This window comes from Streptomyces sp. SM11 (genome assembly GCF_002910905.1).
Classification (GTDB): Bacteria; Actinomycetota; Actinomycetes; order Streptomycetales; family Streptomycetaceae; genus Streptomyces.
In genome coordinates, this window is record NZ_NEUE01000143.1 from 37,756 (window position 1) to 63,059 (window position 25,304).

Here is a 25,304-nt window from a genome sequence, read left to right on the forward strand (position 1 = left end):
CCCGCGCGACTCCTCGCGCGACGCCCGGTCGGCGTGGACGGCCGAAAGCCGTCACCGGACCGTTCGGCTCTGCGTCGGACCCGCGGAATCCCCGATATTCTGGGGCAGATCCCGCGCCCCCGCCGTGGGCGCGTCCCGCCCGGAAGGGGAGCCGCTCGTGGAGTTCCGGCTGCTCGGCACGGTCTCCGTCGAAACGCTCACCGGGCCCCTGCCGCTGGGGCCCGCCAAACGGCGCAGTCTGCTCGCCGCTCTGCTGCTGTCCGCCAACACGCCCGTCTCCGTGGGGCGGTTGACGGACTGCCTGTGGGACGACGAACCGCCCTCACAGGCCCGTGGCGTCATCCAGGGACACGTCTCCCGGCTGCGCGCCCTGCTGGCGGGCGCGGACGCGGAGGCGTACGGAGTGGAGCTGGCCACTCTCGGCGACGCGTACGTGCTGCGGGCCCCGGAGACGCTGCTGGACACGCAGCGGTTCGAGGAACTGCTGATGCTGGCGCGGCAGCAACGCGGTCCCGCCGACGCCGTGCTGATGCTCAAGGAAGCCCTGTCCTTGTGGCAGGGCCCCGCCCTCAGCGGGGCGTTCGCCGGTCCGCCGCTCCGGGTGGCCGCGCACTCCCTGGAGGAATCGCGGCTGGCGACGGTCGAGCACCTGTCCCGCGCGTACGGGGCGCTCGGTGAGCACCACCGGGCCGCCGCCCTGCTGACGGCGGAGACGGCGGCGCATCCGCTGCGCGAGTCGCTGGCCGCGGAACTGATGCTGGCGCTGTTCCGGGCGGGGCGCCAGTCGGAGGCCCTGGACCGTTTCCACCGTACGAGGCGGCTCCTCGCCGACGAGCTGGGCATCGACCCGGGGCACGAGCTCGCCGACGCCTACGCGCTGATCCTGCGCGGCGCCCCGGGGCCCACGAGCACCGCCCCGCCGGAGGCCGCCGGGCCCTCCCCTGACACCGTCCCGCCCGGTGCCGGGGCCCCGTCCGGTCCTGGGGACTCGTCCCGTGACGCCGGTGACTTGTGCCGTGACGCCGGGTACCTGCCCCATGGTGCCGGGAGCGGTGCGGGAACGGACTCGCCCGCACCGCCGCCTTCACCTTTCCCGGCCATGCCCCCGTCACCGGCCGGCGATCCGCACCTCGTCGACCTGCTGCCCCGCGTCCCTCGCGGCTTCCACGGGCGCGCCGCCGAACTGGCCGCGCTCAGCCGGTCGGCGGCGGGCGAGGCGCCCGTCTTTCTGGTGACCGGTCCTGCCGGGGTCGGCAAGACAGCGCTGGCCCTCCAGTGGGCGCACCGCAACCCCGCGCTCTTCCCGGACGGGCGGCTCTTCGCCGATCTGCGCGGGTTCAGCGCGGCCGGGGAACCCGCGCTCATCGACGTGCTACGGGAGTTCCTGCTCGCGCTCGGCGTCTCCCCGCGCCGCGTTCCGGAGTCCGTACCGGCCGCCGCCGCGCTGTTCCGCTCGCTGACCGCCCGGCGCAGGCTGCTGGTGGTCCTGGACAACGCCCGCGATTCCGCCACCGTCAGAACGCTGCTGCCGGGCGGTTCCGACTGCGTCACGCTGGTCACCAGCCGCCACCGGCTGGAGGGGCTCATCGCCTCGGACGCCGCCCGGCCGGTCCCGCTCGACACCCTGGAGACCGACGACGGCACGGCGCTGCTCGCCGGAGTGCTGGGGGAGGAGCGGGTCCTCGCCGAACCGGTGGCGGCCCGCCGGCTCTCCGAGCTGTGCGGCGGCCTGCCCCTCGCCCTGCGCGTCACCGCGGCCCGGCTGGCGGGACGGCCTCGCTGGACGCTGGCCGCGCTGGCCGGCGAGCTGGCCGACGAGCGCGGCCGGCTGGCGTACCTCGACGTGGACGACACCGGGGTCGCCGCCGCGCTGCGGCTCACCGTCCAGCATCTGCCGTCCGGGGCCGTCCACCAGCTCGCGCGGCTCGGCCACCATCCGGGCGGCCACTACGACCCGTACGCGGCGGCCGCGCTCGCGGGGACGGATCCGGTCACCGCCAGGGCGGCGCTGGAGCGGCTGACCGCCGCCCACCTCGTCACCGAGACCGCCCCCGGGCGCTGGGTCCTGCACGACCTGGTCCGTCTCTACGCCCGGAGCCTGGACCCGGCGTCCGCGCGCGAGGCCCTGGTCGGCGTGCTCGACCACTCCATCGCCACCGCCCTGGCCGCCGCCGACACGGCGGAGCCCGGCGGCGAACCCTGTTTCGTGCTCCCGGCGGACTACCGCCGGCCCAGTGCCGTACAGGACTTCGCCGACCGTGCGGAGGCGATGCGCTGGCTGGCCACCGAGCGCGAGAACCTGGCGCTGACCGCCCTCGCGGCCCGGAAGGCCGGCTTCGACGACCGGGCCTGGCGGATCATTCTGCTCCAGTGGCCGCAGATCGTGTGGCGGGCGCGGGACAGCTGGTCCCCGCTGCTGGAACTGGCCCTCGAGTCGGCTCGCACCGAGAAGGACGCGTACGCCGAGTCGAGGGTGCTCACACTGCTGGGCTGGGTGCTGACGGAGGAGGGCCGCGCCTCCGAGGCCGCAGCCCTGCTGGAGCGCTCGCCCGGGCTCGCCCGGGAGGCCGGCGACCCGCTCGGCGAGGCGACCGCGCTGATCAACCTGGCCGTCGTCCAGGCCGAACTGGGCGCGCTCCCCACCGCACTGGAGAACTGCGCTCGCGCGGTCGTACTGGCCCGCCGGGAGGGGGACCGGCACACGGAGATGCTCACGCTCCAGCACCTCGCCCGGATGCACCTCACCGCGCACTGCCCCGAGGAAGCCCTCGCCTGTGCCCGGGCCGCGCTCGATCTGGGACCCGAGCACGAGGAGGCGGCGCGCCGCTCCCTGCTGCTGGCCGTCTGCGGCGAGGCACAACTGGCCCTGGGCGACGAGGAGGACGGCGTACGGCTGCTGGACCGGGCCGCGCGGGAGGCGGAACGGGCCGGCTACGACGAGGGAGCCGTACGGGCCCTGGAGGCACTGCTGCGGGTGTCCGCGCGGACGGAGTTCCGGCGGCGGCACGACCAGGCGCTGCGACGGCTCTCCGACGGGAGCTGAGCGGAGCGCACCCCCGGGCGCGGCCCTGCGGGCCCCGGCGTCAGCGGGACGTCAGCGGGACAGCAGCGATACGTGAGCGGCGGCGGGCAGAGTCGTTCCCGTCAGCCGCTCAGGGGCGAGTGTCTCGACCGGACGCACGCCTCACCGTCACTTCGGGGGAATCTCCATGCGCACCTACCGCAACCGCACCACCGTCCTGGCAACCGCGACCACGGCCGCCCTCGCTCTGGCCCTCACCGCCTGCGGTGACGACGGCACCGGCACCCGGTCGGAGGGCCCGGCGACGAGCGCCTCCGCGACCGTCGCCACGTCGGCCGCCGGGTCCGAGAAGGCCGCCGACGACGCGACGGAGACCGGCACCACGGGATCCACCGGCAGCGGCACCGGCACCACGCAGGCCGCAGGCACGACCAAGAGCTCCGACAGCTCCGGAAGCGGCGGCACGTCCGCCACGGCCTCCGCCCCCCTCTGCACGGCGAAGGGTCTGCGGGTCACCGCCGAGCGTCAGGACGGCCCGCCCTACACCCACCTCACGCTGAGCGCGAAGAACACCTCCGGCGCCGGCTGCGAGATGAAGGAGTACCCGCACATCCACTTCCTGGACAACGCGCGGGGCATCGTCCCGCCCGTCGCCAAGAGCAGGCCGGAGGTCCCGGTGATCCTGGAGCCCGGTCAGTCCGCCTATGCCGCGGTGCGCATGTCCGAGGGCGGCCGGAAGGAGAACACCGAGACGGTGAAGGAGTTCACGGTCACGCTGAAGGCCAACGGCGGCGGCATGGCGGTCGTGAAGTCGCCCGCCCCCGAGGGCCTCTCCGTCAACCCGCAGAAGTGGGCCACGGGTTACTGGACCACCGAGCTGCGCAACGGTGCGGACGACTTCTAGGCGGCCCGGCAGGAAGGCCCGGCGGGCCGCCCGTCGGACCGTCTCAGCCCTGCTCGTCCATGCCCGCCAGCACCAGCGGCAGCCGGGACGTTCCCGTCGCGGTCACGCGGACGGGGACGCCCCAGTCCTGTTGGTGCACATGGCAGGCCGGGTACTCGTTGGCCGGGTCGTCGTCGCAGGACGCCGCCATCGCGGAGACGTGCAGGACGCCCTCGGTGACCCCGTCCGCGAGGACCAGGTCGCGCCCGAGGTCCGTCCCCGCGCCGGAGCCGTCCGCCAGCAGCTCGGGCGGGGTGGCGGAGACCAGCAGCCGGGTCGACGGGCCGTAACGGGTGTCCAGCTTCTGCCCGGCGGGCGCCTGGAAGACGATGTCGAGGCGGAGGGTGCCCGGGGCGATCTCGGTGGCGGCCCGCTGGGTGCGGTGCGCCTGGTCGGCCACCCGGACCGCCTCGTCGGGCAGCCGGAGCCGGGTCAGCCGGTGGCGGGCCGACTCGACGACGACCAGATCGCCGTCGACCAGCACCGCGTCGCTGGGCTCGCGGACATCGGTGGCCAGGGTGGTGACCTCGCCGGAGGCCGGGTCGAACCGGCGCAGGGCGTGGTTGTACGTGTCGCTGATCGCGACGGACCCGTCGGGCAGCGCGGTCACGCCGAGCGGATGCTGGAGGAGCGCCCGGTCGGCGGCCCCGTCGCGGTGACCGAAGTCGAAGAGGCCGGTGCCGACGGCGGTGTGCACCTGCTCGTCGTGGTCGACCCAGCGCAGCGCGGAGGTCTCGGAGTCGGCGACCCAGAGCCGCTCCCCGTCGGCGGAGACCGCGAGCCCGGACGGCTGGGCGAACCAGGCCTCGGCGGCCGGCCCGTCGACCAGACCCTCGTTGGTGGTCCCGGCGGCCACGCGTACGGTCGCGCTCTCCGGGTCGTACGTCCACAGCTGGTGCACGCCCGCCATGGCGATCCACAGCCGGCCGCCGAACCAGGCGATGTCCCACGGCGAGGAGAGGTCCACCTCGCGCGCCGGACCGCTGGTCGGCGCCCCCTGCCACCACTGGCGGCCGGTCCCGGCGAGGGTGCTGGTCGCCCCAGTCGTGAGGTCCAGGGCGCGGATGGCGTGGTTGACGGTGTCCGCGACGGCGACCCGGCCGTCCGGGAGCACGGTGAGCCCCTGCGGTTCGCTGAACCGGGCCTCGTCCGGACCGCCGTCGTTCAGGCCGCGCTCGCCCGTGCCGAAGTGGCGTCGTACGGTCTCGCCGTCGGCGTCCAGCTCGACGAGTCGGTGGCGGGTGGTGTCGGAGACCAGGAAGCCGCCGTCCGGCAGGAGCAGCGCCTTGCCCGGGAAACGCAGATGCGTGGCGACGGGCTCGGGCGCGACGTAGGGGCCGTCACCGCGGCGGAGCGTGCCCTTGGCGGCGTGCTCGGCCTCCAGCTCCTCGACGAGCTTCTCGATGGCGTGCGCATGGCCCTCGCCCGCGTGCTGGGCGACGACATAGCCCTCGGGGTCGATCACGACGAGCGTCGGCCAGGCACGTACGGCGTACTGCTTCCAGGTGGCCAGCTCGGGGTCGTCGAGCACGGGGTGGTGGACCTCGTAGCGTTCGACGGCGTCGACGACGGCCTGGTGCTCGGCCTCGTGGACGAACTTCGGCGAGTGGACACCGATGATCACCACGGTGTCGCGGTGCTTCTCCTCCAGCTCGCGCAGCTCGTCCAGGACATGCAGACAGTTCACACAGCAGAACGTCCAAAAATCGAGGATGACGATGCGTCCTCGCAGGTCAGCGAGGGTGTACTGGTGGTCGCCTGTATTGAGCCAGCCGCCCTTGCCGATGAGTTCGGAGGCGCGGACGCGTGCACGTGTTGCCATGCCACCAGTCAACACCGGGACCGCCTGCACGCATTCCGCCGGGCCCCGGGGGAACCTGTGACCCATGAGACTTCTCGTACGTGAGCGGCTGTTCGCCATCGGCGACGACTACTGGATCGAGGACGACGGGGGCCGCAAGGTCTTCCTGGTCGACGGCAAGGCGATGCGGCTGCGTGACACCTTCGAGCTGAAGGACGCCGACGGCCGGGTCCTGGTCGAGCTGCGGCAGAAGCTGATCAGCCTGCGCGGCACGATGCTCATCGAACGGGGCGGCGAGGAGCTGGCCACGGTCAAGCGCAAGCGGCTGTCACTGCTCCGCAACCACTACCGGGTCACGCTGGTGGACGGTACGGAGCTGGACGTCAGCGGCAAGATCCTGGACCGCGAGTTCGCCATCGAGTACGACGGCGAACTACTGGCCCAGATCTCGCGCCGCTGGCTGACCATCCGGGACACGTACGGCATCGACGTCGTCCGGGACGACGCCGACACCGCGCTGCTCATCGCGGTGGCGACGTGCGTCATCGTGCTGGCGGACAAGGAGTAAGGGAAACTGAGCAGACGCCCACGCGCGGGAGTTCGCTGTTTCACGTGAAACAGCGAACTCCGAGACAGGCTTCAGGAGCCGAGGCGCGGCGGCGCGAGCCCCAGGCGGCGGTCCTTCAGGGCCGGGAACTGCTCCCGGGTCGCGCGCACCTTCGCCGGGTCCAGCTCGACGGTCAGGACCTCCTCGTTCGCGCCCGCCCGGGCCAGCACCTCGCCCCAGGGGTCCACGACGATGCTGTGCCCGGCCTGCTGGACATCAGCGTGGGTGCCTGCCGTCCCGACCGCGAGGACGTACGCCTGGTTCTCCACGGCACGGGCCTGCGCCAGGAGCGTCCAGTGGGAGCGCCGCCGCTCGGGCCAGCCCGCCGCGACGACCAGCATCTCGGCGCCCGCGTCGACGAGCCCCCGGAACTGCTCGGGGAAGCGCAGGTCGTAACAGGTGGCGAGGCCCAGCGTGGTGTCCGGCAGGGCGACGGTCACCAGTTCCTCGCCCGCGCCCATCATCACGGCCTCGCCCTGATCGAAGCCGAAGCGGTGGATCTTGCGGTAGACGGCCGAGCGCTCACCCTCGGGCGAGAGGACCAGGCTGGTGTTGTAGAGCGTGCCGTCGTCCGCGCGTTCGACGAAGGAGCCGGCATGCAACCAGACTCCGGCCTCGGCCGCCGCCTTCGCCATCACCTCGTACGTGGGGCCCTCCAGCGGCTCGGCCTCCGCCGCGAACGCCGTGTAGGCGAACGCTCCGACCGGCCAGAGCTCGGGAAGGACCACCAGGTCGGCGCCCCGCTGGGCGACCACCAGGGAAGCCGCTCGCGCCCTGCGGGCATCGACGGATTCGTCCGGGTCTACTGCGATCTGGATGAGGGAGGCGCGCACACTACCACCGTCCTGGCATTCAAGCCGTCAACACGGGCCTACGATCGTCACACGAAAGCACTGCCGGGGTGCCTGCTCGCAGCGTAACTTAGCGATCGAACCTCCCACGCAGCTCGCCGACAGCGCCGTCAGTGCCGACCCACCCGCCAGCACTCCCTGCTCTCCAGCCCATGCACCGCAGAACCGCACGAGGGGTCCCGTGACCGTCCATCCCAGTCTCCAGCCCTACACCGACGCCGCGACCCACGCCATCGAGGCGATAGCCGAGCTGGTGAAGCCCCTCGCCGAGAGCGAGTGGAACCGCCGTACGCCCTGCCCGGGATGGTCGGTGCGCGACATCGTGTCGCACGTCATCGGCATGGAGTGCGAGATGCTCGGCGATCCCCGGCCGATCCACACCCTGCCGCGCGACCTCTACCACGTACAGAGCGACTTCGCCCGCTACATGGAGATGCAGGTCGACGTCCGGCGACACCACACCGCCCCGGAGATCACCTCCGAGCTGGAGTACGTCCTCATCCGCCGGGCCCGCCAGCTCCGCAACGAGTCGCGCAGCCCCGAGACCAAGGTCCGCGCGCCGCTGGGCACCGAGCAGACCCTCGAAGCAGCGCTGAACCTGCGGGCCTTCGACCTCTGGGTGCACGAACAGGACCTGCGGGCCGCGCTCGGGCAGCCCGGCAACCTGGACTCCCCCGGCGCCCTGATCACCCGGGACCTGCTGCTCGCCGGCCTTCCGAAGGTGGTCGCCAAGGGCGCGGGCGCGCCCGCCAACTCGGCGGTCGTCTTCGATGTGCACGGCCCGGTGGAGTTCCTGCGGACGGTACGGATCGACGCGGAGGGCCGCGGTTCGATCGACGGCGCGCCCTCGCTGGGCCCCGCCGTGACGCTGTCGCTGGACTGGGAGACGTACGTCCGCCTCGCCTGCGGCCGGGTCCGGCACGCGGCCGTCGCCGACCGGATCAAGGCCGAGGGCGACCAGGAGCTGGCCACCGCGATCCTGGACAACTTCGCCGTCACGCCGTAACCGCTTCGCCGGGTACGTGCCCGCGCCTCGGGAGGGCTACGCGGGCACGTGCACGGCCTCGACGCGGCTGACCACGTGGTGCTCGCGCTCCCTGACCGCCGCCCGTCGGCGCAGCCGCAGGATCTGGGTGACGCCGAGCGCCTCCAGGACGAAGACCGAGGCGAACGCCACGCGGTAGTTGTCGCCCGTGGCGTCCAGCAGGACCCCGACGGCGAACAGGGTGGTCATCGAGGCGACGAACCCGCCCATGTTGACGATCCCCGAGGCGGTGCCCTGCCGCTCGGGCGGATTGGCCGGCCGGGCGAAGTCGAAGCCGACCATCGAGGCCGGACCGCAGGCGCCGAGCACCACGCACAGGACGACCAGCAGCCACATCGGCGTGTGGTCGGCCGGGTAGAAGATCGCGGACGCCCAGAGCAGGGCCGTCGTCGCCACCGTGCCCAGGGCGATCGGGACCCGTGCCTCGTTGTGGCGGGCGATGATCTGCCCGTAGACGAGCCCGACCACCATGTTGGACAGCACCACCAGGGTGAGCAGCGTGCCCGCCATGCCCCGGCTCAGCCCCTGCGCCTCGACCAGGAACGGCATCCCCCACAGCAGCAGGAACACCATCGCCGGGAACTGGGTCGTGAAGTGCACCCACATCCCCAGCCGGGTTCCGGGCTCCCGCCAGGCGGCGGCGATCTGCCGCCGGACGTACGCGGCCCCGGCGTGTTCGGCGGGCGGCGGCTCGTGGCCCTCGGGGTGGTCCTTGAGGAACAGCAGGAGCAGCACCAGCACCACGACGCCCGCCAGCGCGCTGCCGGCGAACGTCGTGGTCCAGCCGTAGCTGTGCAGCGCCCGCGCGATGAACAGCGTCGAGACGAGGTTGCCCGCCATCCCGAACAACGCCGCGACCTGACCGATCAGCGGCCCGCGCCGGGCCGGGAACCAGCGGCTGCCGAGCCGCAGCACGCTGATGAACGTCATCGCGTCGCCGCAGCCGAGCAGCGCCCGCGCCGCCAGTGCCATCCCGTACGAGGGGGAGAGCGCGAAGCCGAGCTGCCCCACGGTGAACAGGACGACCCCGATGGTGAGGACCTTCTTGGTCCCGAGCCGGTCGACCATCAGCCCGACGGGTATCTGCATGCCCGCGTAGACGAGGAGCTGGAGGATCGAGAAAGTGGACAGCGCCGAGGCGTTGACGTCGAACCGGTCGGCGGCGTCGAGTCCGGCGACCCCCAGGCTCGTACGGAAGATGATCGCGACGAAGTAGACGGCGACCCCGATGCCCCAGACCCAGGCGGCCCTCCGACCACCGGGCGGGTCACCGGGCAGGGAGAGCGTGGGGGCGGCCGAACTCACCGGTCCTCACCCCTCACCAGCACCCGGACCCGGCCGACATGGCGGCGCACGACCAGAGCTGCCACCTCGGCGTCCCCCGCCCGGATCGCCTCCAGCAGCTCACCGTGCTCGGTGATGTTGGCCTCGATCCTGCCGGGGTGGGCCTCCATCACCGCGACACCCATCCGCAGCTGACGGTCGCGCAGCTGGTCGTAGAGGCGCGAGAGGATCTCGTTGCCGGCGTTCTTCACGATCTCGGCGTGGAAGCAGCGGTCCTTGACGGCCACCGCTGCCAGGTCGCCGTCCTCGGCCAGCTGCCGCTGTTCCTCCAGGAGCTCTTCCAGCCGCACGATCAACTGCGCGGAGGCGGGCACCGCCTTGCGTGCGGCGAACTCCTCGACCAGCAGCCGGGTCTCCACCACGTCCTTGATCTCCTGCGCGGAGACGGCGAGGACGAGCGCGCCCTTCTTCGGGTAGAGCTTGATCAGCCCCTCGACCTCCAGCCGCAGCAGCGCCTCGCGCACGGGCGTCCGGGACACGCCGACCGCGTCCGCCAGGTCCCCCTCGGTGAGTAGCGTGCCGCCCTCGTAACGGCGCTCCAGGACCGCTTCCTTGATGTGCGTGTACACGCGTTCGGCGGCGGGCGGACGCTTGAGGGACGGGTTCGGCGACGGCACGGAGGAGGAGGGCGCGGCAGGCATGCGCACAGCATAGATACAACATGTACGCATGTCGGCCCCCGTCCGGATTCTGGACCTCCGCAACGGCGGCGGGTTTCCACGATGCCCGCCACGGTTCAAGCTTTCCTGAATTCAGGAATCCCTGTACTGTCACCCCATGCTGACTGTCGCTTCCGATATCGAGGGGCTCGCGCGGTTCGGCCGCGCACTCGCCGACCCGATCCGCTGCCGCCTGCTGCTCGCGCTCCGCGAGGCCCCCGCATACCCCTCCGACCTCGCCGAGGCCCTGGGCATCTCGCGCACCCGGCTCTCCAACCACCTGGCCTGCCTGCGCGACTGCGGCCTGGTCGTCACCGTGCCGGACGGCCGCCGGACGCGCTACGAGCTCGCCGACGAACGTCTCGGCAGCGCGCTGGGCGACCTGCGTTCCGCGGTGGTGGCCGTCGAGACCGACCGCACGTGCCCGGACGCGGAGACGAAGGGCTGCTGCTGATGACCGTGCTCCCGCTCGGCCCCTCCCCGGCCCGCCGGGACGCGCTCGCCCGCCGGATACGGCTGCTGGTCGCGGCCACCATCGCCTACAACGTCATCGAGGCGGTGGCCGCCCTCACGGCGGGGGTCCTCGCCTCCTCCACCGCACTGATCGGCTTCGGCCTGGACTCCGTCATCGAGGTCTCCTCCGCCGCCGCGGTCGCCTGGCAGTTCTCCGCCCGCGAGCACACGGTGCGCGAGACCCGGGAGCGGACCGCCCTGCGGATCATCTCCGTATCGTTCTTCGCGCTCGCCGCGTACGTCGCCGTCGACGCGGTCCGGGCGCTGGCCGGCACCGGCGAGGCCGATCCGTCCCCCCTCGGCATCGTCATCGCCGCGCTCTCACTGGCGGTCATGCCGTTCCTGTCCGCCGCCCAACGACGGGCGGGACGGGAGATCGGGTCCGCCTCCGCCGTCGCGGACTCGAAGCAGACCCTGCTGTGCACCTACCTGTCCGCCGTCCTGCTGGCCGGACTGCTCCTCAACGCCACGCTCGGCTGGTCCTGGGCCGACCCGGTCGCCGCCCTCACCATCGCCGCCCTCGCGGTCAAGGAGGGCCGCGACGCCTGGCGGGGCAAGGGCTGCTGCGCGCCCACGGCCCAGGGTCAAGCTTGCACAAAATCACCCGTTCGGTAACACATCCATTGCCCCGCCCCAGGAGTCTCACCACCGAGCGGCACCCTTATGTGGCCGCATATCAGGGGCATTTGGAGCGTTCAGTTGAAAATCGGCATCACGCGCGTCAATCGCGTCACCGTCACCGCCACCGTGACGCTCACCGCCGGTGCGGTGCTCGCGGGCAGCGCCTTCGCTTCCACGGCACACGCCGCCACGCCGCCGACTCCGAAGATCGTCGCCAAGGGCGGCTTCGTGATGAACAACGGCACCGGCAAGACCCTCTTCACCAAGTCCGCGGACACCCGCCGCTCCACCGGCTCCACCACCAAGATCATGACGGCGCTGGTGGTCCTGTCGCAGAAGAACGTGAACCTGAAGTCCAAGGTCACGATCCAGAAGGCGTACAGCGACTACATCGTCTCCAAGAACGCCTCGTCGGCCCGGCTGATCGTCGGCGACAAGGTCACCGTGGGCCAGCTCCTCTACGGCCTGATGCTCCCCTCCGGCTGCGACGCCGCGTACGCCCTGGCCGACAAGTTCGGCTCCGGCAAGACCCGTGCGGCCCGCGTGAAGTCGTTCATCGGCAAGATGAACTCCACGGCGAAGAGCCTCAAGCTGAAGAACACCCGCTTCGACTCGTTCGACGGCATAGGGGGCGGCAACAACTACTCGACCCCCCGTGACCTGACGAAGATCGCCGCCAAGGCGATGAAGAACTCCACGTTCCGCTCGATCGTCAAGACCAGGTCGACGAAGCAGAAGGTGACCACGAAGAGCGGTGGCTACCGCTACATGGCGTGGAGCAACACCAACAAGATGCTCAGCAGCTACAGCGGCGACATCGGCGTCAAGACCGGCTCGGGCCCGACTGCCAAGTACTGCCTGGTCTTCGCGGCGACCCGTAAGGGCAAGACGGTCATCGGCACGGTGCTGACGTCGTCCTCCGAGGCGAACCGCACCGCCGACGCGAAGAAGCTGATGGACTACGGGTTCAAGCGGTAACCGGCCCACGTTGTACGGCGAAGGGGGCCGGCCCGCACGGTGTGTGCGGGTCGGGCCCCTTCGCGTCGCCCGAGGCTTACGGCTGCCGGCGGCGCAGGTCGGCCGTGAAGGCGTCCCAGGCTGCGGGCGCGAGGGTGAGGACGGGTCCGCCGAGGCGCTTGGAGTCGCGAACGGCGACGGTACGGGGGATGTTGCGGGCCACTTCGACGCACTCGCCGTTGCCGCTGCTGTAGCTGGACCGGACGAACTCGAAGTGGGGCACAACTACAACTCCTTGCGAATACGCCCTATGAGAGCGATGGAATCGCGGGGAGCGAGTCCGCATCTGGCAATGCGACCGAATGTGACGTTGTGGCGGGCGGCATCCGTCTCACTCTCCAGCCACAGCGTAGACGACGTCGTGTCCATGTAGACCACGTCCATCGCACCAGGTTCAGCGAACGAGACAATGCTGAAAGCGCTGGTCATGCCCGGGTGTGACCCCGCAAGGAAGGGGACAACCTGCACCGTGACATTTGGCTCGGCAGCTGCCTCCGCCAGGTGCGCCAGTTGAGCGCGCATCACCTCACGGCCACCGACCAGTTGGCGTAGGGCCGCCTCGGCGACAATCGCCCACAACGCCAGTGGAGTGCTCTCCGTGAGACGTGCCTGCCGCGCGATCTTCGCTTCGACGAAACGCTCGATCTCGTCGGGGTCATCCCAGTCCGCGTTACCGACTGCGAGCGCCCTGGCGTAGTCCGGGGTCTGAAGCAACCCTGGAACGAAAGCCCCCTGCCAGGTCCGGACGCCTGTCGCGATGTCTTCGAGCGCAACGTACTCGACCAGTGAACGCAGCTCGGGGTACTGGTTCCACCAGCCCTTCGCCTTGCGGCGCTCACGGTCCATCCGGGCGACTTCCAGCAGCCGCCCGACGGACTTCGCGTCCTCCAGACCATAGAACTCGCAGAGGGTTCGGATGTCCGGATCCCTCATGGGAACCCAGCCCCGCTCCATCTTGACGATCTTCGAGTTGGTCGCGCTGATGACCTGGGCAGCCTGCTGCTGCGTCTTCCCGGACGCGTCCCGCAGACGCAGCAGCTCGCTACCGAGCCTGCGCCCCAGGACAGTTGACGACCGGTTTCCCTGCGGAGTCGCTGGATTCACGGCCCCAGTGTCCCGCTTCCCGGGGCGGGGCGTCGACCTCCGTCACCCGTTGGGGACAATTGTCTCCGTTTCACTTGTACCGCCTCCTGGAGGCCAGTGCTTTCGGTACTCCACCGCTCGCACAGCGGAGCCACCTCGGCGGAAGTGCACCGCCCTGCCCTGCACCGGAACCGAAAAGTCACGGGTCCGGCCCACCGCAGCCGCGACATCGCCACCGCCCACCCCACCCCGGAGGCAAGCGTCCATGACCGCAGCCCAGGAGATCCCCGCCCCCACCCCCGGCCCCGCACTCCGCGAGGGCCGCGTCGACTACACGCCCACCGCGCACAGCGTCGTCCTCGCCCGGCACCGCGCCACCCGGCTCGTCCTCCAGTGGGGGCACCCCGCGCTCGCCGGTGACGCGGCGCTCCTGGTCAGCGAGTTGGCGACCAACGCGTTGCTGCACGGGGCGATCCGGGGCCGGCTCTTCCGGGTCCGTCTCACCCTCACCGCGAGCGCGCTCCGTATCGCGGTGAGCGATCCGCGCGGGGAGCGCCTGCCCGATCCACGCGAGCCCGACGCCGACGACTGCTATGGGCGCGGCCTCCTGATCGTCGCCCAGCTCGCCGACGACTGGGGCGTCGAGCCGCGCACGGTCGGCAAGACGGTGTACGCCGAACTCGCCGTACGGTGAGTGCCGGACATGCCGGTGGGCCCGTACGCAGAAACGTACGGGCCCACCGGAAAAGGCAGCTAAGCCCAGGTGATCAGACGCTTCGGCTGCTCCAGGATCGCCGCCACATCGGCCAGCACCTTGGAGCCCAGCTCGCCGTCGACCAGGCGGTGGTCGAACGACAGGGCCAGTGTGGTGACCTGACGCGGCTTCACCTTGCCCTTGTGGACCCACGGCTGGAGCTTGATCGCTCCGACCGCCAGGATCGCGGACTCGCCCGAGTTGAGGATCGGCGTACCGGTGTCGACGCCGAAGACGCCGACGTTGGTGATGGTCACCGTGCCGCCCGCCATCGCGGCCGGGGAGGTCTTGCCGTCCCGGGCCGTGGTGACCAGCTCGCCCAGGGACGCCGCGAGCTGCGGCAGCGTCTTGTCGTGCGCGTCCTTGATGTTCGGCACGATCAGGCCGCGCGGGGTGGCCGCCGCGATGCCCAGGTTCACGTAGTGCTTCTGCACGATCTCCTGGTTGGCCTCGTCCCAGGCGGCGTTGACCTCGGGGTTCCGCTTGATCGCGACGAGGAGGGCCTTGGCGATGATGAGGAGCGGGTTGACCCGCACCCCCGCCATGTCCTTGTCCTCCTTCAGCTCGGCCACGAGCTTCATCGTGCGCGTCACGTCGACCGTGATGAACTCGGTGACGTGCGGCGCGGTGAACGCGCTGCCGACCATCGCCTGCGCGATGGCCTTGCGGACGCCCTTGACCGGGATACGGGTCTCGCGGGCGGAACCCTCGGCGGCCCGGGGTTCGGTGGCGGCCGCTGCCACCGGCTCGGCGACCGGGGAGGCCGCGGCCGGGGAGGCCTCAGCAGCCGGGGCCGCCGCCGCGTGGACGTCCTCGCGGGTGATGATGCCGTCCTTGCCGGTCGGCACCACCGTCGCCAGGTCGATGCCCAGGTCCTTGGCGAGCTTGCGGACCGGCGGCTTGGCCAGCGGACGGCCGACCGCCGGAGCACCGGCCGGGGCGGGAGCAGCGGCGGGTGCGGGAGCGGGCGCCGCACCCCCGTTCAGCTCGGCCTGCACCGCCGCCGCGGCGGCGGCCTCCGGAGCGGTCGACGCCCCCTTGCGCGGGCGACGTTTGGTGGAGGACTCGGCGACCCCGTAGCCCACCAGGACCGGCGTGCGGCCCTTCGGCGCGTCGCCGTCATCGGAATCGGCGGCCTCCACCGGCTCCTGGACCGGAGCGGCGGGGGCCGGGGCGTCGCCGCTGCCCGGGGCCACGTCGACCGTGATGATCACCTGGCCGACGTCGACGGTCGTGCCCTCGGGGAAGCGCAGCTCGTGCACCACCCCGTCGAACGGGATCGGCAGCTCGACGGCCGCCTTCGCGGTCTCGACCTCGCACACGACCTGGCCGTCGGTGACGGTGTCACCGGGCTGGACGAACCACTTGAGGATCTCGGCCTCGGTCAGTCCTTCGCCCACGTCGGGCATCTTGAACTCACGGAAACGAGCAGACGTTTCGGTCATCGTGGTCACGAACCCTCTCCTCAGAACGCCAGCGAGCGGTCGACGGCGTCGAGCACCCGGTCCAGGCCGGGCAGATACTCGTCCTCCAGCCGGGCCGGCGGGTAGGGGACGTGATAGCCGCCGACCCGCAGTACAGGCGCTTCGAGGTGGTAGAAGCAGCGCTCGGTGATCCGGGCCGCGATCTCCGCGCCGGAGCCGTAGAAGACGGGCGCCTCGTGGACGACCACGACCCGGCCGGTCTTCTCGGCCGACGCCTGGACGGCGTCGAAGTCGATCGGGGACATCGAGCGCAGGTCCAGGACCTCGATCGACTTGCCCTCCTCCTGGGCGGCGGCGGCCGCTTCCAGGCAGACCTTCACCATCGGCCCGTACGCGACGAGCGTGAGGTCGCTGCCCTCGCGGACGGTCACGGCCTTGTGCAGCGGGCCGGGGATGGACTCTGTGTCGACCCCGCCCTTGTCCCAGTAACGCCGCTTGGGCTCGAAGAAGATGATCGGGTCGTCGCTCTGGACGGCCTGCTGCATCATCCAGTAGGCGTCGCTCGCGTTCGAGGGCGAGACCACCTTGAGGCCCGCGACGTGCGCGAAGAGGGCCTCGGGGGACTCGCTGTGGTGCTCGACCGCGCCGATGCCACCGCCGTACGGAATGCGCACGACGACCGGCAGCTTGATCTTGCCGAGCGCGCGGGCGTGCATCTTGGCGAGCTGCGTGACGATCTGGTCGTACGCGGGGAAGACGAAGCCGTCGAACTGGATCTCGACGATCGGGCGGTAGCCGCGCAGGGCCAGGCCGATCGCCGTGCCGACGATGCCGGACTCGGCGAGCGGGGTGTCGATCACCCGGTCCTCGCCGAAGTCCTTCTGGAGTCCGTCGGTGATACGGAAGACGCCGCCGAGCTTGCCGACGTCCTCACCCATGATGAGGACCTTGGGGTCGTTGTCGAGGGCGTGGCGGAGCGACTCGTTGAGCGCTTTCGCGATGGACATCTTTTCCTCGGCCATGGCTACTTGCCCTCCTCGGCAGAGTCGGCGAACGATGCCTGGTAGGCGGCGAACTGGGCCCGCTCCTCGTCGACGAGGGAGCTGCCGTCGGCGTAGCCGTGCTCGAACAGGGCCATCGGTTCCGGGTCGGGCATCGCGCGTACCGCTTCCCGTACCCGCTTGCCGAGGGTCTCGCTCTCCTCGTCCAGCGCGGTGAAGAAGGCCTCGTCCGCGAGCTTCGCCTTCTCCAGGTACGCGCGCAGCCGCAGGATCGGGTCCTTGGCCTCCCAGGCGGCCCGCTCCTCGTCGGCCCGGTACTTCGTCGGGTCGTCGGAGGTGGTGTGCGCGCCCATGCGGTACGTGAACGCCTCGACGAGCGTCGGGCCCTCGCCGCGGCGTGCCCGCTCCAGCGCGGAGCGGGTGACGGCCAGGCACGCCAGGACGTCGTTGCCGTCGACGCGGACACCGGGGAAGCCGTAGCCCTGGGCGCGCTGGTAGAGCGGCACGCGGGTCTGGCGCTCGGTGGGCTCGGAGATGGCCCACTGGTTGTTCTGGCAGAAGAACACGACCGGGGCGTTGTAGACCGCGGAGAAGGTGAACGACTCCGCGACATCGCCCTGGCTGGAGGCACCGTCACCGAAATACGCGATCACGGCGGAGTCCGCGCCGTCCTTGGCGACGCCCATGGCGTAGCCGGTGGCGTGCAGCGTCTGCGAGCCGATGACGATCGTGTACAGGTGGAAGTTGTTGGTGTTCGGGTCCCAGCCGCCGTGGTTCACACCGCGGAACATGCCGAGCAGGTTGGTCGGGTCCACACCGCGGCACCAGGCGACGCCGTGCTCCCGGTAGGTCGGGAAGACGTAGTCGTCGTCGCGCAGGGCCCGCCCGCTGCCGATCTGGGCGGCCTCCTGGCCGAGCAGCGAGGCCCACAGGCCCAGCTCGCCCTGACGCTGGAGGGCGGTCGCCTCGGCGTCGAAACGGCGGGTGAGCACCATGTCGCGGAACAGGCCGCGCAGCTCGTCGGCGCTCAGGTCGATGCTGTAGTCCGGGTGCTCGACGCGTTCACCCTCGGGCGTCAGCAGCTGTACGAGCTGGGGCTCGGAACTCTGCGGCTTCTTCGCGGCGCTGGTCCGCTTACTGGCGCGTCGCGGTTTACGCGCGGCGGCAGTGCTCTCCACGGTCACGTGCGTGCTCCTCCGTCGGTCCGGCCCCCGGGGTCTGCCGGGAACCAGTGCGGCTCGCCTGAATCCGGTGACCGCGCACGGGGTGGGTGCCGGCCGGCCGGGATCAGGCGTGACAGGTGCCCCGGCGAGCGCCCTGTCATAGGCACGTTACCCAGTGCGTCGCATAACTGCGAAACCCTATCTGACCTGCGATTTTGCTTGGATTTCCAAGTAAATCGAAAAAATCGCGAAGCGCTGCTGGTCAGGGCACTGGAAACAGCCTTGCAGGCCGCCGGAACAACGGCACGTTATCCCGCGGATCAGCGCCAGGGAAGAGCGGAGCGGAAGCGAGTGTGTGAGACTGCGATCGTGCGCGAAGATGGAAAAATCACCGTATTTCTGCTTGATGATCACGAGGTCGTCCGGCGAGGCGTCCATGAGCTCCTCTCCGTCGAGGCGGACATCGAGGTGGTCGGCGAGGCCGGTACGGCCGCGGACGCCCTGGTGCGGATCCCGGCGACGCGTCCCGATGTGGCGGTGCTCGACGTGCGACTGCCGGACGGCAGCGGTGTGGAGGTGTGCCGGGAAGTCCGTTCCCAGGACGAGAACATCAAATGCCTGATGCTCACCTCGTACGCCGATGACGAGGCACTTTTCGACGCGATCATGGCGGGCGCCTCGGGGTACGTACTGAAGGCGATCCGCGGCAATGAACTGCTGAATGCCGTACGGGACGTGGCCGCCGGAAAGTCGCTGCTGGACCCGGTGGCGACCGCCCGGGTGCTGGAGCGGCTGCGCGACGGCGGCAACGGCAAGGGCGACGACAAGCTGGCGGGTCTCACCGAACAGGAACGCAAGATCCTGGACCTGATCGGCGAGGGCCTGACCAACCGGGTCATCGGGGAGCGCCTGCACCTCGCCGAGAAGACTATCAAGAACTACGTCTCCAGCCTGCTGTCCAAGCTGGGCATGGAGCGCCGCTCGCAGGCGGCCGCGTACGTCGCGCGCCTCCAGGCCGAGCGCCGCTGACCCCTCTCGCACCGCCGGGCGGGACTTTGGTCCCGCACCGGCCGGGGCAGGCGACTCTTACGCGGCCCCTACGACCGGGGGACAGTGGAATCCATGTCCTTCGACGAACTCCCCGCGACCGAGACGATCCGGCGTTTCGCGACCGGCACGATCGAACGATCCGGGCGGGCCGGGCGGCCCGGGCCGTCCGGACGGACTGAGCCGGCCGGACGGACTGAGCCGATCGAACTGCTCGGCAGGGTCCCGTACGGCCGCCTCGCGACCAGCATGCGGGCCCTGCCGTTCCTGGCGGTGGCCCGGCACATCGTGAGCGAAGGCCGCATCCTGCTGCGGATGCACAGCGGCTTCGGCCACCACGAGGCCTGCAACGGCGGCGTCGTCGCATACGGGGCGGACAACTACAACGACGCGGCATCCGGCGACGGCGGCAACCTGTGGTCTGTGCAGTTCACCGGCCCCGCCGAGATCGTGCACCCCTGCCCCGAGCAGGAGGAACTGTTCGGCGCCGCACCCGTCTCCGTCAACGGTGAGCCCTACGCGCCGGCCTATCTCCGGGTCGATCCGCACTTCGTCACGGAACACGTCCTCGACTTCGCCCAGCGCACCGACCGGTTCGCTTAGCGCACCGGCCCACTTCGCTTAGCGCACCCACGGGCGTGACCGCAAGTCCGCAGAACGACCACGCAGAGTGATCTAACATCTGGTAAGTGCCGCGCTCATATGTCACTCGTCCACCTGTTCCCCCGGTCGGCGAGGTGCTGCGCCGTTACCCGGACGTGGGCGAGCCACTCGCCTGCGAGCCGATCACCAAAGGCCTGCTGAACCACGGATACCGCGTCTCCACCACGAGCGGCTCCTACTTCCTCAAGCACCATCTCGACAAGAAGCACCTGGACGACACCAGCGGCGAACGGGCCGCGATCGTGCGCCAGCACCGCGCCACCCAGCGCCTGCAGTCGCTCGGCGTGCCCGTCGTCCCGCCCCTGACGGACACCCGGGGCGACACCGTCACCGTGATCGGCGAACGGTGCTACGCCCTGCACCCCTGGGTAGACGGCCTCCACCGGGTCGGCGCCCAGCTGACCCCCGCCCAGTCCCGCCGGCTCGGAACCCTCCTGGGCACCGTGCACACCGGCCTGGAGCAGGTGATGACGCCGCGCGACGGCCCGCGTCCGGCGAACCCGCCCGCCCGGCCGGGGCACCGCAGCCCGGACGCCGCCGACACCTTCGCACTGATCGACGACCTGCTGGCCGCCGCCCGTGGGCAGGGCGGACAGGGCGGACGGGGCGGCCGGAACGCCCCCCGCGACGCCTTCGACGAGCTCGCCGTGCACCGGCTCGTGGAACGCCGCGCCCTGCTCGAACAGCACGCCCACCGCCGCCCGCCCACCCCGGACGGGCCCGCCACCGGCTGGGTGCACGGGGACTTCCACCCGCTGAACCTTCTCTACCGGGGCGCCGACCCGGTCGCGATCGTGGACTGGGACCGGCTGGACGTACAGCCGCGCGCCGAGGAGGCGGTACGGGCGGCGGCGATCTTCTTCGTCCGGCCGGACGGGGAACTGGACCTCGCGAAGGTACGGGCGTACGCCCGCGCGTACCAGCGGGCCGCCGGGGCGGGGGCCGCGGAGCTGGCGGCCGCGGTGCACCGGGTGTGGTGGGAGCGGCTCAACGACTTCTGGATACTCCGCTGGCGCTATCGCCTCGACGACCGCAGGGCCGACCCGCAGTTCCCCGCGGTGTCGGCCCTGGCGGTGTGGTGGACGCGGGAGTACGCGGCGGTGTGCGCGGCCTTCACGGAGTGAGCGACCCGCACTACCCCTCACCACGCACGAACCCGGCGCGCGCCAAGAGGGCGCACGCCGGGCTCACGGCGAGGTGCGGTGGTGCGGTGGCGCGTTACGGCGTGGCATTGCCCGCGGTCGGGTCTCCCGGCGTGGTCCCCGAACCGCCGTCGTCCCCACCGGCCCCACCGTCGTCGCCGCCGGCTCCGCCCGGGGTGCCGGGGTCGGTGGCCGGGTCGCTGGGATCGCCGGAGGGCTCGCCGATGGTGCCCTCGTTGGTGTTGCCGTCCGACGTACCGGGGTCCGGTTCGGACGGGGTCGGGGACGGGGTGAACGAAGGCTCGCTCGGGGTCGGGGGCGGGGTCCACGGCGGCAAATTCGGCTGTGTCCGACCTCCGGTGGACGTGTCCGGCTCGTCCGGCTCGTCGGACTCCTCCTCGGAGGGTTCCTCCGAGGGCTCCTCCTCGGACTGGCTGACCGAGGTGGACGGGGTGACCGGGTCCTTCTTCTTCCCGCCGTTGTCCTGCGCGGCGTTGAGAGCGAAGGCGACCCCCGCACCGATCGCGATCAGCGCGAGCAGGACGAAGAGCCACATCTTGCCGCGCCCGGAGCCGGACCGCCGCTGCCCTCCGCCGTCGTAGCCCCCGTCGTCCGGGTTGAACGGCGGCAGGATCGGGCCCTGCGAGGTGTCCCCGTGCATCGGGTGGCCCATCGCACGGGTGGAGCCGGACATTCCGTGCGGCGGGGTCTGACCCCCCTCGTGCGGCATGACCGGACCGGTGTTCCACGTGCCCGTGTGGCCGCCCTGCACCTGGAGCATCTGCAGGCTGTACTGGACGAGCCCGCGCATCTCCTCGGCGCTCTGGAACCGGTCGTCCGGGTCCTTCGCCAGCGCGCGCATGGCCATCCCGTCCAGCTCCGGCGGCACCACGTCCGAGACCTCGGACGGCGGCACCGGGATGTCCTGGACGTGCTGGTAGACCACCGAGAGCGGGGTCTCACCGGTGAACGGGGGCCGCAGCGCGAGCAGCTCGTAGAGCAGGCAGCCGGTGGCGTACAGGTCGGACCGGTGGTCGACGGCCTTGCCGAGCGCCTGCTCGGGGGAGAGGTACTGCGGGGTGCCCATGACCATGCCGGTCTGGGTCATCGTCGACTGCGCGCCGTGCAGCGCGCGGGCGATGCCGAAGTCCATCACCTTGACCGCACCGGAGTCCGTGATGATCACGTTGGCGGGCTTGATGTCGCGGTGCACGATGCCGTGCTGGTGCGAGTACGCGAGGGCTTCCAGCACGCCCGAGACGATGATCAGCGCCTGCTCGGGCGGCGGGGCCTCGGCGGTCAGGAGCAGATCGCGGATGGTGCGGCCCTCGACCAGCTCCATCACGATGTACGGGACGGTCTGGCCGCCCACGACGTCCTCGCCGGAGTCGTACACGGCGACGATCGCGTGGTGGTTGAGGCCCGCGACGGACTGTGCCTCGCGGGTGAAGCGGGCCTTGGAGACCGGGTCCTCGGCCAGGTCGGAGCGGAGCAGCTTCACCGCGACCGTCCGTCCGAGCCGGACGTCCTCCGCCGCGTAGACCTCTGCCATGCCGCCCCGGCCGAGCCGGTAGGTCATCCGGTAACGGCCGTCACCGACGACGCCGCCGACGCCCCAGGCGTCGGAGCCATCCGAAACTCCGCCGCCGTTTGCTTCGGAATCGGGTGCCATCAGTCCTCGCCGTCGTTTCTGTCCGCGCGTCCGCGGGTTCTCACGGTGCCTTGCTGCATTGCCACGTCACGCTACAGCCTCCACCGGACACCACGGTTCCGCTGCGGGAGGATCATCGGACCGCCCGGCGCGTCCTACACCTGAGTTTGATGCGTTTCCTGTAACGCTTCCGAGACGCTTCTTGTGCGTAGGGTCACGGAACGGGCACCTGGCTTGACGTGTCGGACCCCTGGGGCAGACTTGGCGCGTAATCGCGTTGTACGGAACCGCGTCGCACGCAACCGCGTCAGACAGAAACTGTCGGACAGAAACACCGCGTGCGACCGCGCGCCGCCGAGGGGGATGCAAGTCATGAGCCAGGACGGCGCACAGGGCCGCTACGCGGGCGGGGCGGTCGCGGGCGGCCGCTACCAGCTGCGCGACCTGCTCGGCGAGGGCGGGATGGCGTCCGTATACCTGGCCTACGACTCCGCCCTGGACCGTCAGGTCGCGATCAAGACCCTGCACACCGAGCTCGGCCGCGAGCAGTCGTTCCGCGAGCGCTTCCGGCGTGAGGCGCAGGCCGTCGCCAAGCTCCAGCACACCAACATCGTCTCCGTCTTCGACACCGGCGAGGACGAGCTCGGCGGTGCGCTGATGCCGTACATCGTCATGGAGTACGTCGAGGGGCAGCCGCTCGGCTCGGTGCTGGCCGCCGACATCCGCAGTCACGGCGCGATGCCGGCCGACAAGGCCCTCAAGGTGACGGCGGACGTGCTCGCCGCGCTGGAGACCAGCCACGAGATGGGCCTGGTCCACCGGGACATCAAGCCCGGCAACGTGATGATGACCAAGCGCGGCATCGTCAAGGTCATGGACTTCGGCATCGCCCGTGCCATGCAGTCCGGTGTCACCTCGATGACGCAGACCGGCATGGTCGTCGGCACCCCGCAGTACCTCTCCCCCGAGCAGGCCCTCGGCCGCGGCGTGGACGCCCGGTCCGACCTGTACTCGGTCGGCATCATGCTCTTCCAGCTGCTCACCGGCCGGATCCCGTTCGACGCGGACTCGCCGCTGGCCATCGCGTACGCGCATGTGCAGGAGGATCCGGTCGCGCCCTCCAGCATCAACCGGGCGGTCACCCCGGCGATGGACGCCCTCGTCGCCCGCGCGCTCAAGAAGAACCCGAACGAGCGCTTCCCCAGCGCCGCCGCGATGCACGACGAGATCGCCCGCGTGCTGAACGCCTCCGGCGGCCAGACCGGCGCTCCGGTGATCGTGACCGGCGGCGGGCCCGCCAACAGCGGTGCCGGGGTCGGTTCGGCGGTGTTCCCGCCGGTCGACCAGAGCACTCCGGCGCCGCAGAGCGTCCAGACGCCGTACCAGCCGCATCCGCACCAGCAGCCCCAGCAGCCGGGCCCGTACAGCCAGCCGACCCCGGCGCCCGCGCCGAGCTACGGCTACCCGCAGGCAGCGCAGGCCCAGGGCTATCCGACCCCGGGCCCGCTGGCCCACCAGACCCCGCCGCCGTACTCGATCAGCCCACAGCACTCCACGGCCGTCGGCACCACCGACCGCGGCGGCTCGAAGCGGAACATGCCGGTCATCGTCGGCTCGATCGTCGTCGCGCTGCTGGCCGTCGGCGGCCTGATCACCGCGCTCGCCCTCCAGAACGGCAAGGACGACGAGGCGGGCAAGGACGGCGACCCGGGCACCAGCGAGGTGGAGGGGTACCGCCCGCCGGAGCGCAACCGGACGATGGAGGACACGAAGTGCTCGAACGCTTCTGAGGACTCCAACGACCCGAAGAAGGTCCGCGCGCCGAGCTTCGTCTACAAGGACATTCAGTCGGCGAAGGCCTGTGCGGCCGCCGCGGGCTGGACGATCAAGGAGATCGAGGAGCCGGGCAACACCTACGCCGATGGCCAGGTCGTCGGCCAGTTCCCGTCCTCCGGTGCGGCTGTCCCCGAGCGCGGCGCCCACTTCGAGTTGAAGGTCTCCACCGGCAAGCCCTCCTGATCCGCCGGTCCTGAGCGACACCGCCCGGCCGGGCGGTGTCCGAAGGTGATCGTTACGGGTCCACAGATCTCCACGAATCACCCCCGGATCTTCGTCGTGGACCGGTAACGGGCCCCGAAGTTCCGGATACCGCGTCCGGGATGCCGGATACAGGGGCCCGTGTGACGCTGATCTCATGGCTCCAGGACTTCCAGCCGCATGGTCGTCGAGGTGTGCGGTCTGTCTGCTGGCGGCGGCCGGAGCGGCGCTGGGGCCGCTGGGCGGCTCCGCCCACGGGTCTTCGGTCCCCGACGGTCCGCACCTCACCGCCGCGCTCCCCGGGACGTCGGGCCCCGCGGCCACCGCATCCGCCGCCCCGTCCCCTCCGGCCTCCCCTCCGCCCGTCCCGTCGGGCTCCGCGTCCCCTTCAGCGCTCCCTTCCGCCCTGCCCGTACTGTCCGGCCTCCCGGTCTCCGGAGCATCGGGGGCCGTTCCGGTCCCGCCCTCCCCGGGCGCGACCGGACCCGGGGCGCAGGCCCCCGCCGGGCCCGGGGCCGACGCGCCGGAACCCTCCTCCTCCTCTCCTTCCGCTTCCCCCGACGTCTCCGGGTCGACCGCCCCCCTGGCCGGGCGCGAGGCCGGGGCCGGGAAGGCGCGTCCCGGGCGTTCGCTGTCGCCGCTGGAGCTGGCGCGGGCCGAGGATCCCGTCGAGGAGGACGGGCCCGAGGAAGCCGGGGAGGCCCTCGCGGACCCCGTCGACCTGCCCGTTTCCACCCCGCCGTCCAGCGCCTTCACCGATCCGGGGCAACGGGCCGGCCAGGCGCTGGACGCCTCGGCCGTACGGCGGGTGCAGCAGGTCTCGCTCGGTACGGGCATCGCCCTGGTCGGTCTCGGGCTCGGCTTCCTCGCGTTCCGTATGCGCCGCACGTACTGAGCGTCGCGACCACCGGTCCCG

The 25,304-nt window shown here is 71.4% G+C and carries 23 protein-coding genes; 13 read left to right on the forward strand and 10 right to left on the reverse strand.

The genetic code is table 11. The features are described 5' to 3' along the window. Positions 1 to 157: 157 nt before the first annotated feature. Positions 158 to 3,043 (forward strand): BTAD domain-containing putative transcriptional regulator, encoded by a 2,886-nt coding sequence (locus tag B9S58_RS12125; RefSeq protein WP_103532129.1) that lies wholly within the window; start codon positions 158 to 160, stop codon positions 3,041 to 3,043. A 166-nt stretch (positions 3,044 to 3,209) separates the two neighbouring features. Then, positions 3,210 to 3,926: a DUF4232 domain-containing protein gene (locus tag B9S58_RS12130; protein ID WP_103532130.1), complete on the forward strand. Its 717-nt coding sequence runs from the start codon at positions 3,210 to 3,212 to the stop codon at positions 3,924 to 3,926. Positions 3,927 to 3,969: 43 nt separating this feature from the next. Here the strand turns inward: B9S58_RS12130 and B9S58_RS12135 are convergent, their stop codons facing one another. Then, entirely contained in the window at positions 3,970 to 5,787 is a 1,818-nt protein-coding gene (locus tag B9S58_RS12135) for an NHL domain-containing thioredoxin family protein (protein WP_103532131.1), read from the reverse strand. A gap of 64 nt (positions 5,788 to 5,851) precedes the next feature. Between B9S58_RS12135 and B9S58_RS12140 the strand changes: the two genes are divergently transcribed. Next, positions 5,852 to 6,334: an LURP-one-related/scramblase family protein gene (locus B9S58_RS12140; RefSeq protein ID WP_103532132.1), complete on the forward strand. Its 483-nt coding sequence runs from the start codon at positions 5,852 to 5,854 to the stop codon at positions 6,332 to 6,334. Between the two features lie 71 nt (positions 6,335 to 6,405). On the opposite strand, the gene B9S58_RS12145 is transcribed toward B9S58_RS12140, so the two are convergent. Further along, positions 6,406 to 7,206, reverse strand: a complete 801-nt coding sequence (locus B9S58_RS12145) for a carbon-nitrogen family hydrolase (protein WP_103532133.1) — start codon at positions 7,204 to 7,206, stop codon at positions 6,406 to 6,408. A gap of 199 nt (positions 7,207 to 7,405) precedes the next feature. On the opposite strand from B9S58_RS12145, the gene B9S58_RS12150 reads away from it, so the two are divergent. Then, entirely contained in the window at positions 7,406 to 8,230 is an 825-nt protein-coding gene (locus B9S58_RS12150; protein WP_103532134.1) for a maleylpyruvate isomerase family mycothiol-dependent enzyme, read from the forward strand. A gap of 36 nt (positions 8,231 to 8,266) precedes the next feature. Here B9S58_RS12150 and B9S58_RS12155 read toward each other — a convergent pair whose 3' ends face one another. Together B9S58_RS12155 and B9S58_RS12160 are read right to left on the reverse strand one after the other, a co-directional pair. After that, on the reverse strand, positions 8,267 to 9,574 hold the full coding sequence (locus B9S58_RS12155; protein ID WP_103532135.1) for a nitrate/nitrite transporter: 1,308 nt from the start codon (positions 9,572 to 9,574) through the stop codon (positions 8,267 to 8,269). Then, entirely contained in the window at positions 9,571 to 10,254 is a 684-nt protein-coding gene (locus tag B9S58_RS12160; protein ID WP_103532176.1) for a GntR family transcriptional regulator, read from the reverse strand. The genes B9S58_RS12155 and B9S58_RS12160 overlap by 4 nt, the downstream gene beginning before the upstream one ends. A 136-nt stretch (positions 10,255 to 10,390) precedes the next feature. Here B9S58_RS12160 and B9S58_RS12165 point away from each other — a divergent pair, with 136 nt between their 5' ends. The 3 genes from B9S58_RS12165 (at position 10,391) to B9S58_RS12175 (ending at position 12,384) form a co-directional block, all read left to right on the forward strand. Next, the gene (locus B9S58_RS12165; RefSeq protein WP_103532136.1) at positions 10,391 to 10,726 is read left to right on the forward strand and encodes a helix-turn-helix transcriptional regulator; all 336 of its coding nucleotides are present in this window, start codon (positions 10,391 to 10,393) and stop codon (positions 10,724 to 10,726) included. Next, positions 10,726 to 11,400, forward strand: coding sequence for a cation diffusion facilitator family transporter (locus tag B9S58_RS12170; protein WP_103532137.1), 675 nt, complete (start codon positions 10,726 to 10,728; stop codon positions 11,398 to 11,400). Before B9S58_RS12165 ends, B9S58_RS12170 begins: the two co-directional genes overlap by 1 nt. An 84-nt stretch (positions 11,401 to 11,484) precedes the next feature. Next, positions 11,485 to 12,384 (forward strand): D-alanyl-D-alanine carboxypeptidase family protein, encoded by a 900-nt coding sequence (locus B9S58_RS12175; protein ID WP_103532138.1) that lies wholly within the window; start codon positions 11,485 to 11,487, stop codon positions 12,382 to 12,384. 76 nt (positions 12,385 to 12,460) lie between these two features. On the opposite strand, the gene B9S58_RS12180 is transcribed toward B9S58_RS12175, so the two are convergent. Together B9S58_RS12180 and B9S58_RS12185 are read right to left on the reverse strand one after the other, a co-directional pair. Continuing rightward, positions 12,461 to 12,646: a DUF397 domain-containing protein gene (locus tag B9S58_RS12180; protein WP_097956051.1), complete on the reverse strand. Its 186-nt coding sequence runs from the start codon at positions 12,644 to 12,646 to the stop codon at positions 12,461 to 12,463. A gap of 2 nt (positions 12,647 to 12,648) precedes the next feature. Further along, positions 12,649 to 13,527 carry a helix-turn-helix transcriptional regulator gene (locus B9S58_RS12185; RefSeq protein WP_103532139.1) on the reverse strand — a complete coding sequence of 293 codons (879 nt, stop codon included), beginning with the start codon at positions 13,525 to 13,527 and terminating at the stop codon, positions 12,649 to 12,651. A 244-nt stretch (positions 13,528 to 13,771) separates the two neighbouring features. On the opposite strand from B9S58_RS12185, the gene B9S58_RS12190 reads away from it, so the two are divergent. Continuing rightward, positions 13,772 to 14,200, forward strand: coding sequence for an ATP-binding protein (locus B9S58_RS12190; RefSeq protein ID WP_103532140.1), 429 nt, complete (start codon positions 13,772 to 13,774; stop codon positions 14,198 to 14,200). Between the two features lie 59 nt (positions 14,201 to 14,259). Here the strand turns inward: B9S58_RS12190 and B9S58_RS12195 are convergent, their stop codons facing one another. From B9S58_RS12195 to pdhA, 3 genes are read right to left on the reverse strand one after another with little or no spacing between them, the layout of a single operon-like run. Next, positions 14,260 to 15,714, reverse strand: a complete 1,455-nt coding sequence (locus B9S58_RS12195) for a dihydrolipoamide acetyltransferase family protein (protein ID WP_103532141.1) — start codon at positions 15,712 to 15,714, stop codon at positions 14,260 to 14,262. 11 nt (positions 15,715 to 15,725) lie between these two features. Continuing rightward, positions 15,726 to 16,706, reverse strand: coding sequence for an alpha-ketoacid dehydrogenase subunit beta (locus tag B9S58_RS12200; protein ID WP_103532142.1), 981 nt, complete (start codon positions 16,704 to 16,706; stop codon positions 15,726 to 15,728). Positions 16,707 to 16,708: 2 nt separating this feature from the next. After that, the gene (pdhA, locus tag B9S58_RS12205; protein ID WP_103532143.1) at positions 16,709 to 17,869 is read right to left on the reverse strand and encodes a pyruvate dehydrogenase (acetyl-transferring) E1 component subunit alpha; all 1,161 of its coding nucleotides are present in this window, start codon (positions 17,867 to 17,869) and stop codon (positions 16,709 to 16,711) included. Positions 17,870 to 18,217: 348 nt separating this feature from the next. Here pdhA and B9S58_RS12210 point away from each other — a divergent pair, with 348 nt between their 5' ends. The 3 genes from B9S58_RS12210 (at position 18,218) to B9S58_RS12220 (ending at position 20,682) form a co-directional block, all read left to right on the forward strand. Then, on the forward strand, positions 18,218 to 18,877 hold the full coding sequence (locus B9S58_RS12210) for a response regulator transcription factor (RefSeq protein ID WP_103532177.1): 660 nt from the start codon (positions 18,218 to 18,220) through the stop codon (positions 18,875 to 18,877). A 93-nt stretch (positions 18,878 to 18,970) separates the two neighbouring features. Continuing rightward, a complete protein-coding gene (locus B9S58_RS12215) occupies positions 18,971 to 19,498 on the forward strand; it encodes a pyridoxamine 5'-phosphate oxidase family protein (protein WP_258044390.1) in 528 nt (175 codons plus the stop codon). A 134-nt stretch (positions 19,499 to 19,632) separates the two neighbouring features. After that, positions 19,633 to 20,682 carry a phosphotransferase gene (locus tag B9S58_RS12220; RefSeq protein ID WP_103532144.1) on the forward strand — a complete coding sequence of 350 codons (1,050 nt, stop codon included), beginning with the start codon at positions 19,633 to 19,635 and terminating at the stop codon, positions 20,680 to 20,682. Positions 20,683 to 20,776: 94 nt separating this feature from the next. Here B9S58_RS12220 and B9S58_RS12225 read toward each other — a convergent pair whose 3' ends face one another. Continuing rightward, the gene (locus tag B9S58_RS12225; protein WP_103532145.1) at positions 20,777 to 22,372 is read right to left on the reverse strand and encodes a protein kinase; all 1,596 of its coding nucleotides are present in this window, start codon (positions 22,370 to 22,372) and stop codon (positions 20,777 to 20,779) included. Positions 22,373 to 22,723: 351 nt separating this feature from the next. On the opposite strand from B9S58_RS12225, the gene B9S58_RS12230 reads away from it, so the two are divergent. Together B9S58_RS12230 and B9S58_RS12235 are read left to right on the forward strand one after the other, a co-directional pair. After that, positions 22,724 to 24,370: a protein kinase gene (locus B9S58_RS12230; protein WP_103532146.1), complete on the forward strand. Its 1,647-nt coding sequence runs from the start codon at positions 22,724 to 22,726 to the stop codon at positions 24,368 to 24,370. Between the two features lie 175 nt (positions 24,371 to 24,545). Next, positions 24,546 to 25,283: a hypothetical protein gene (locus B9S58_RS12235; protein WP_103532147.1), complete on the forward strand. Its 738-nt coding sequence runs from the start codon at positions 24,546 to 24,548 to the stop codon at positions 25,281 to 25,283. The last annotated feature ends 21 nt before the right edge of the window (positions 25,284 to 25,304 follow it).

Coding starts and splice junctions, on each gene's coding strand:
- B9S58_RS12130 (WP_103532130.1), top strand. CDS start 3,210: ATGCGCACCTACCGCAACCGCACCACCGTCCTGGCAACCGCGACCACG.
- B9S58_RS12135 (WP_103532131.1), bottom strand. CDS start 5,787: ATGGCAACACGTGCACGCGTCCGCGCCTCCGAACTCATCGGCAAGGGC.
- B9S58_RS12140 (WP_103532132.1), top strand. CDS start 5,852: ATGAGACTTCTCGTACGTGAGCGGCTGTTCGCCATCGGCGACGACTAC.
- B9S58_RS12160 (WP_103532176.1), bottom strand. CDS start 10,254: ATGCCTGCCGCGCCCTCCTCCTCCGTGCCGTCGCCGAACCCGTCCCTC.
- B9S58_RS12165 (WP_103532136.1), top strand. CDS start 10,391: ATGCTGACTGTCGCTTCCGATATCGAGGGGCTCGCGCGGTTCGGCCGC.
- B9S58_RS12170 (WP_103532137.1), top strand. CDS start 10,726: ATGACCGTGCTCCCGCTCGGCCCCTCCCCGGCCCGCCGGGACGCGCTC.
- B9S58_RS12190 (WP_103532140.1), top strand. CDS start 13,772: ATGACCGCAGCCCAGGAGATCCCCGCCCCCACCCCCGGCCCCGCACTC.
- B9S58_RS12200 (WP_103532142.1), bottom strand. CDS start 16,706: ATGGCCGAGGAAAAGATGTCCATCGCGAAAGCGCTCAACGAGTCGCTC.
- B9S58_RS12215 (WP_258044390.1), top strand. CDS start 18,971: ATGTCCTTCGACGAACTCCCCGCGACCGAGACGATCCGGCGTTTCGCG.
- B9S58_RS12225 (WP_103532145.1), bottom strand. CDS start 22,372: ATGGCACCCGATTCCGAAGCAAACGGCGGCGGAGTTTCGGATGGCTCC.
- B9S58_RS12230 (WP_103532146.1), top strand. CDS start 22,724: ATGAGCCAGGACGGCGCACAGGGCCGCTACGCGGGCGGGGCGGTCGCG.
- B9S58_RS12235 (WP_103532147.1), top strand. CDS start 24,546: ATGGCTCCAGGACTTCCAGCCGCATGGTCGTCGAGGTGTGCGGTCTGT.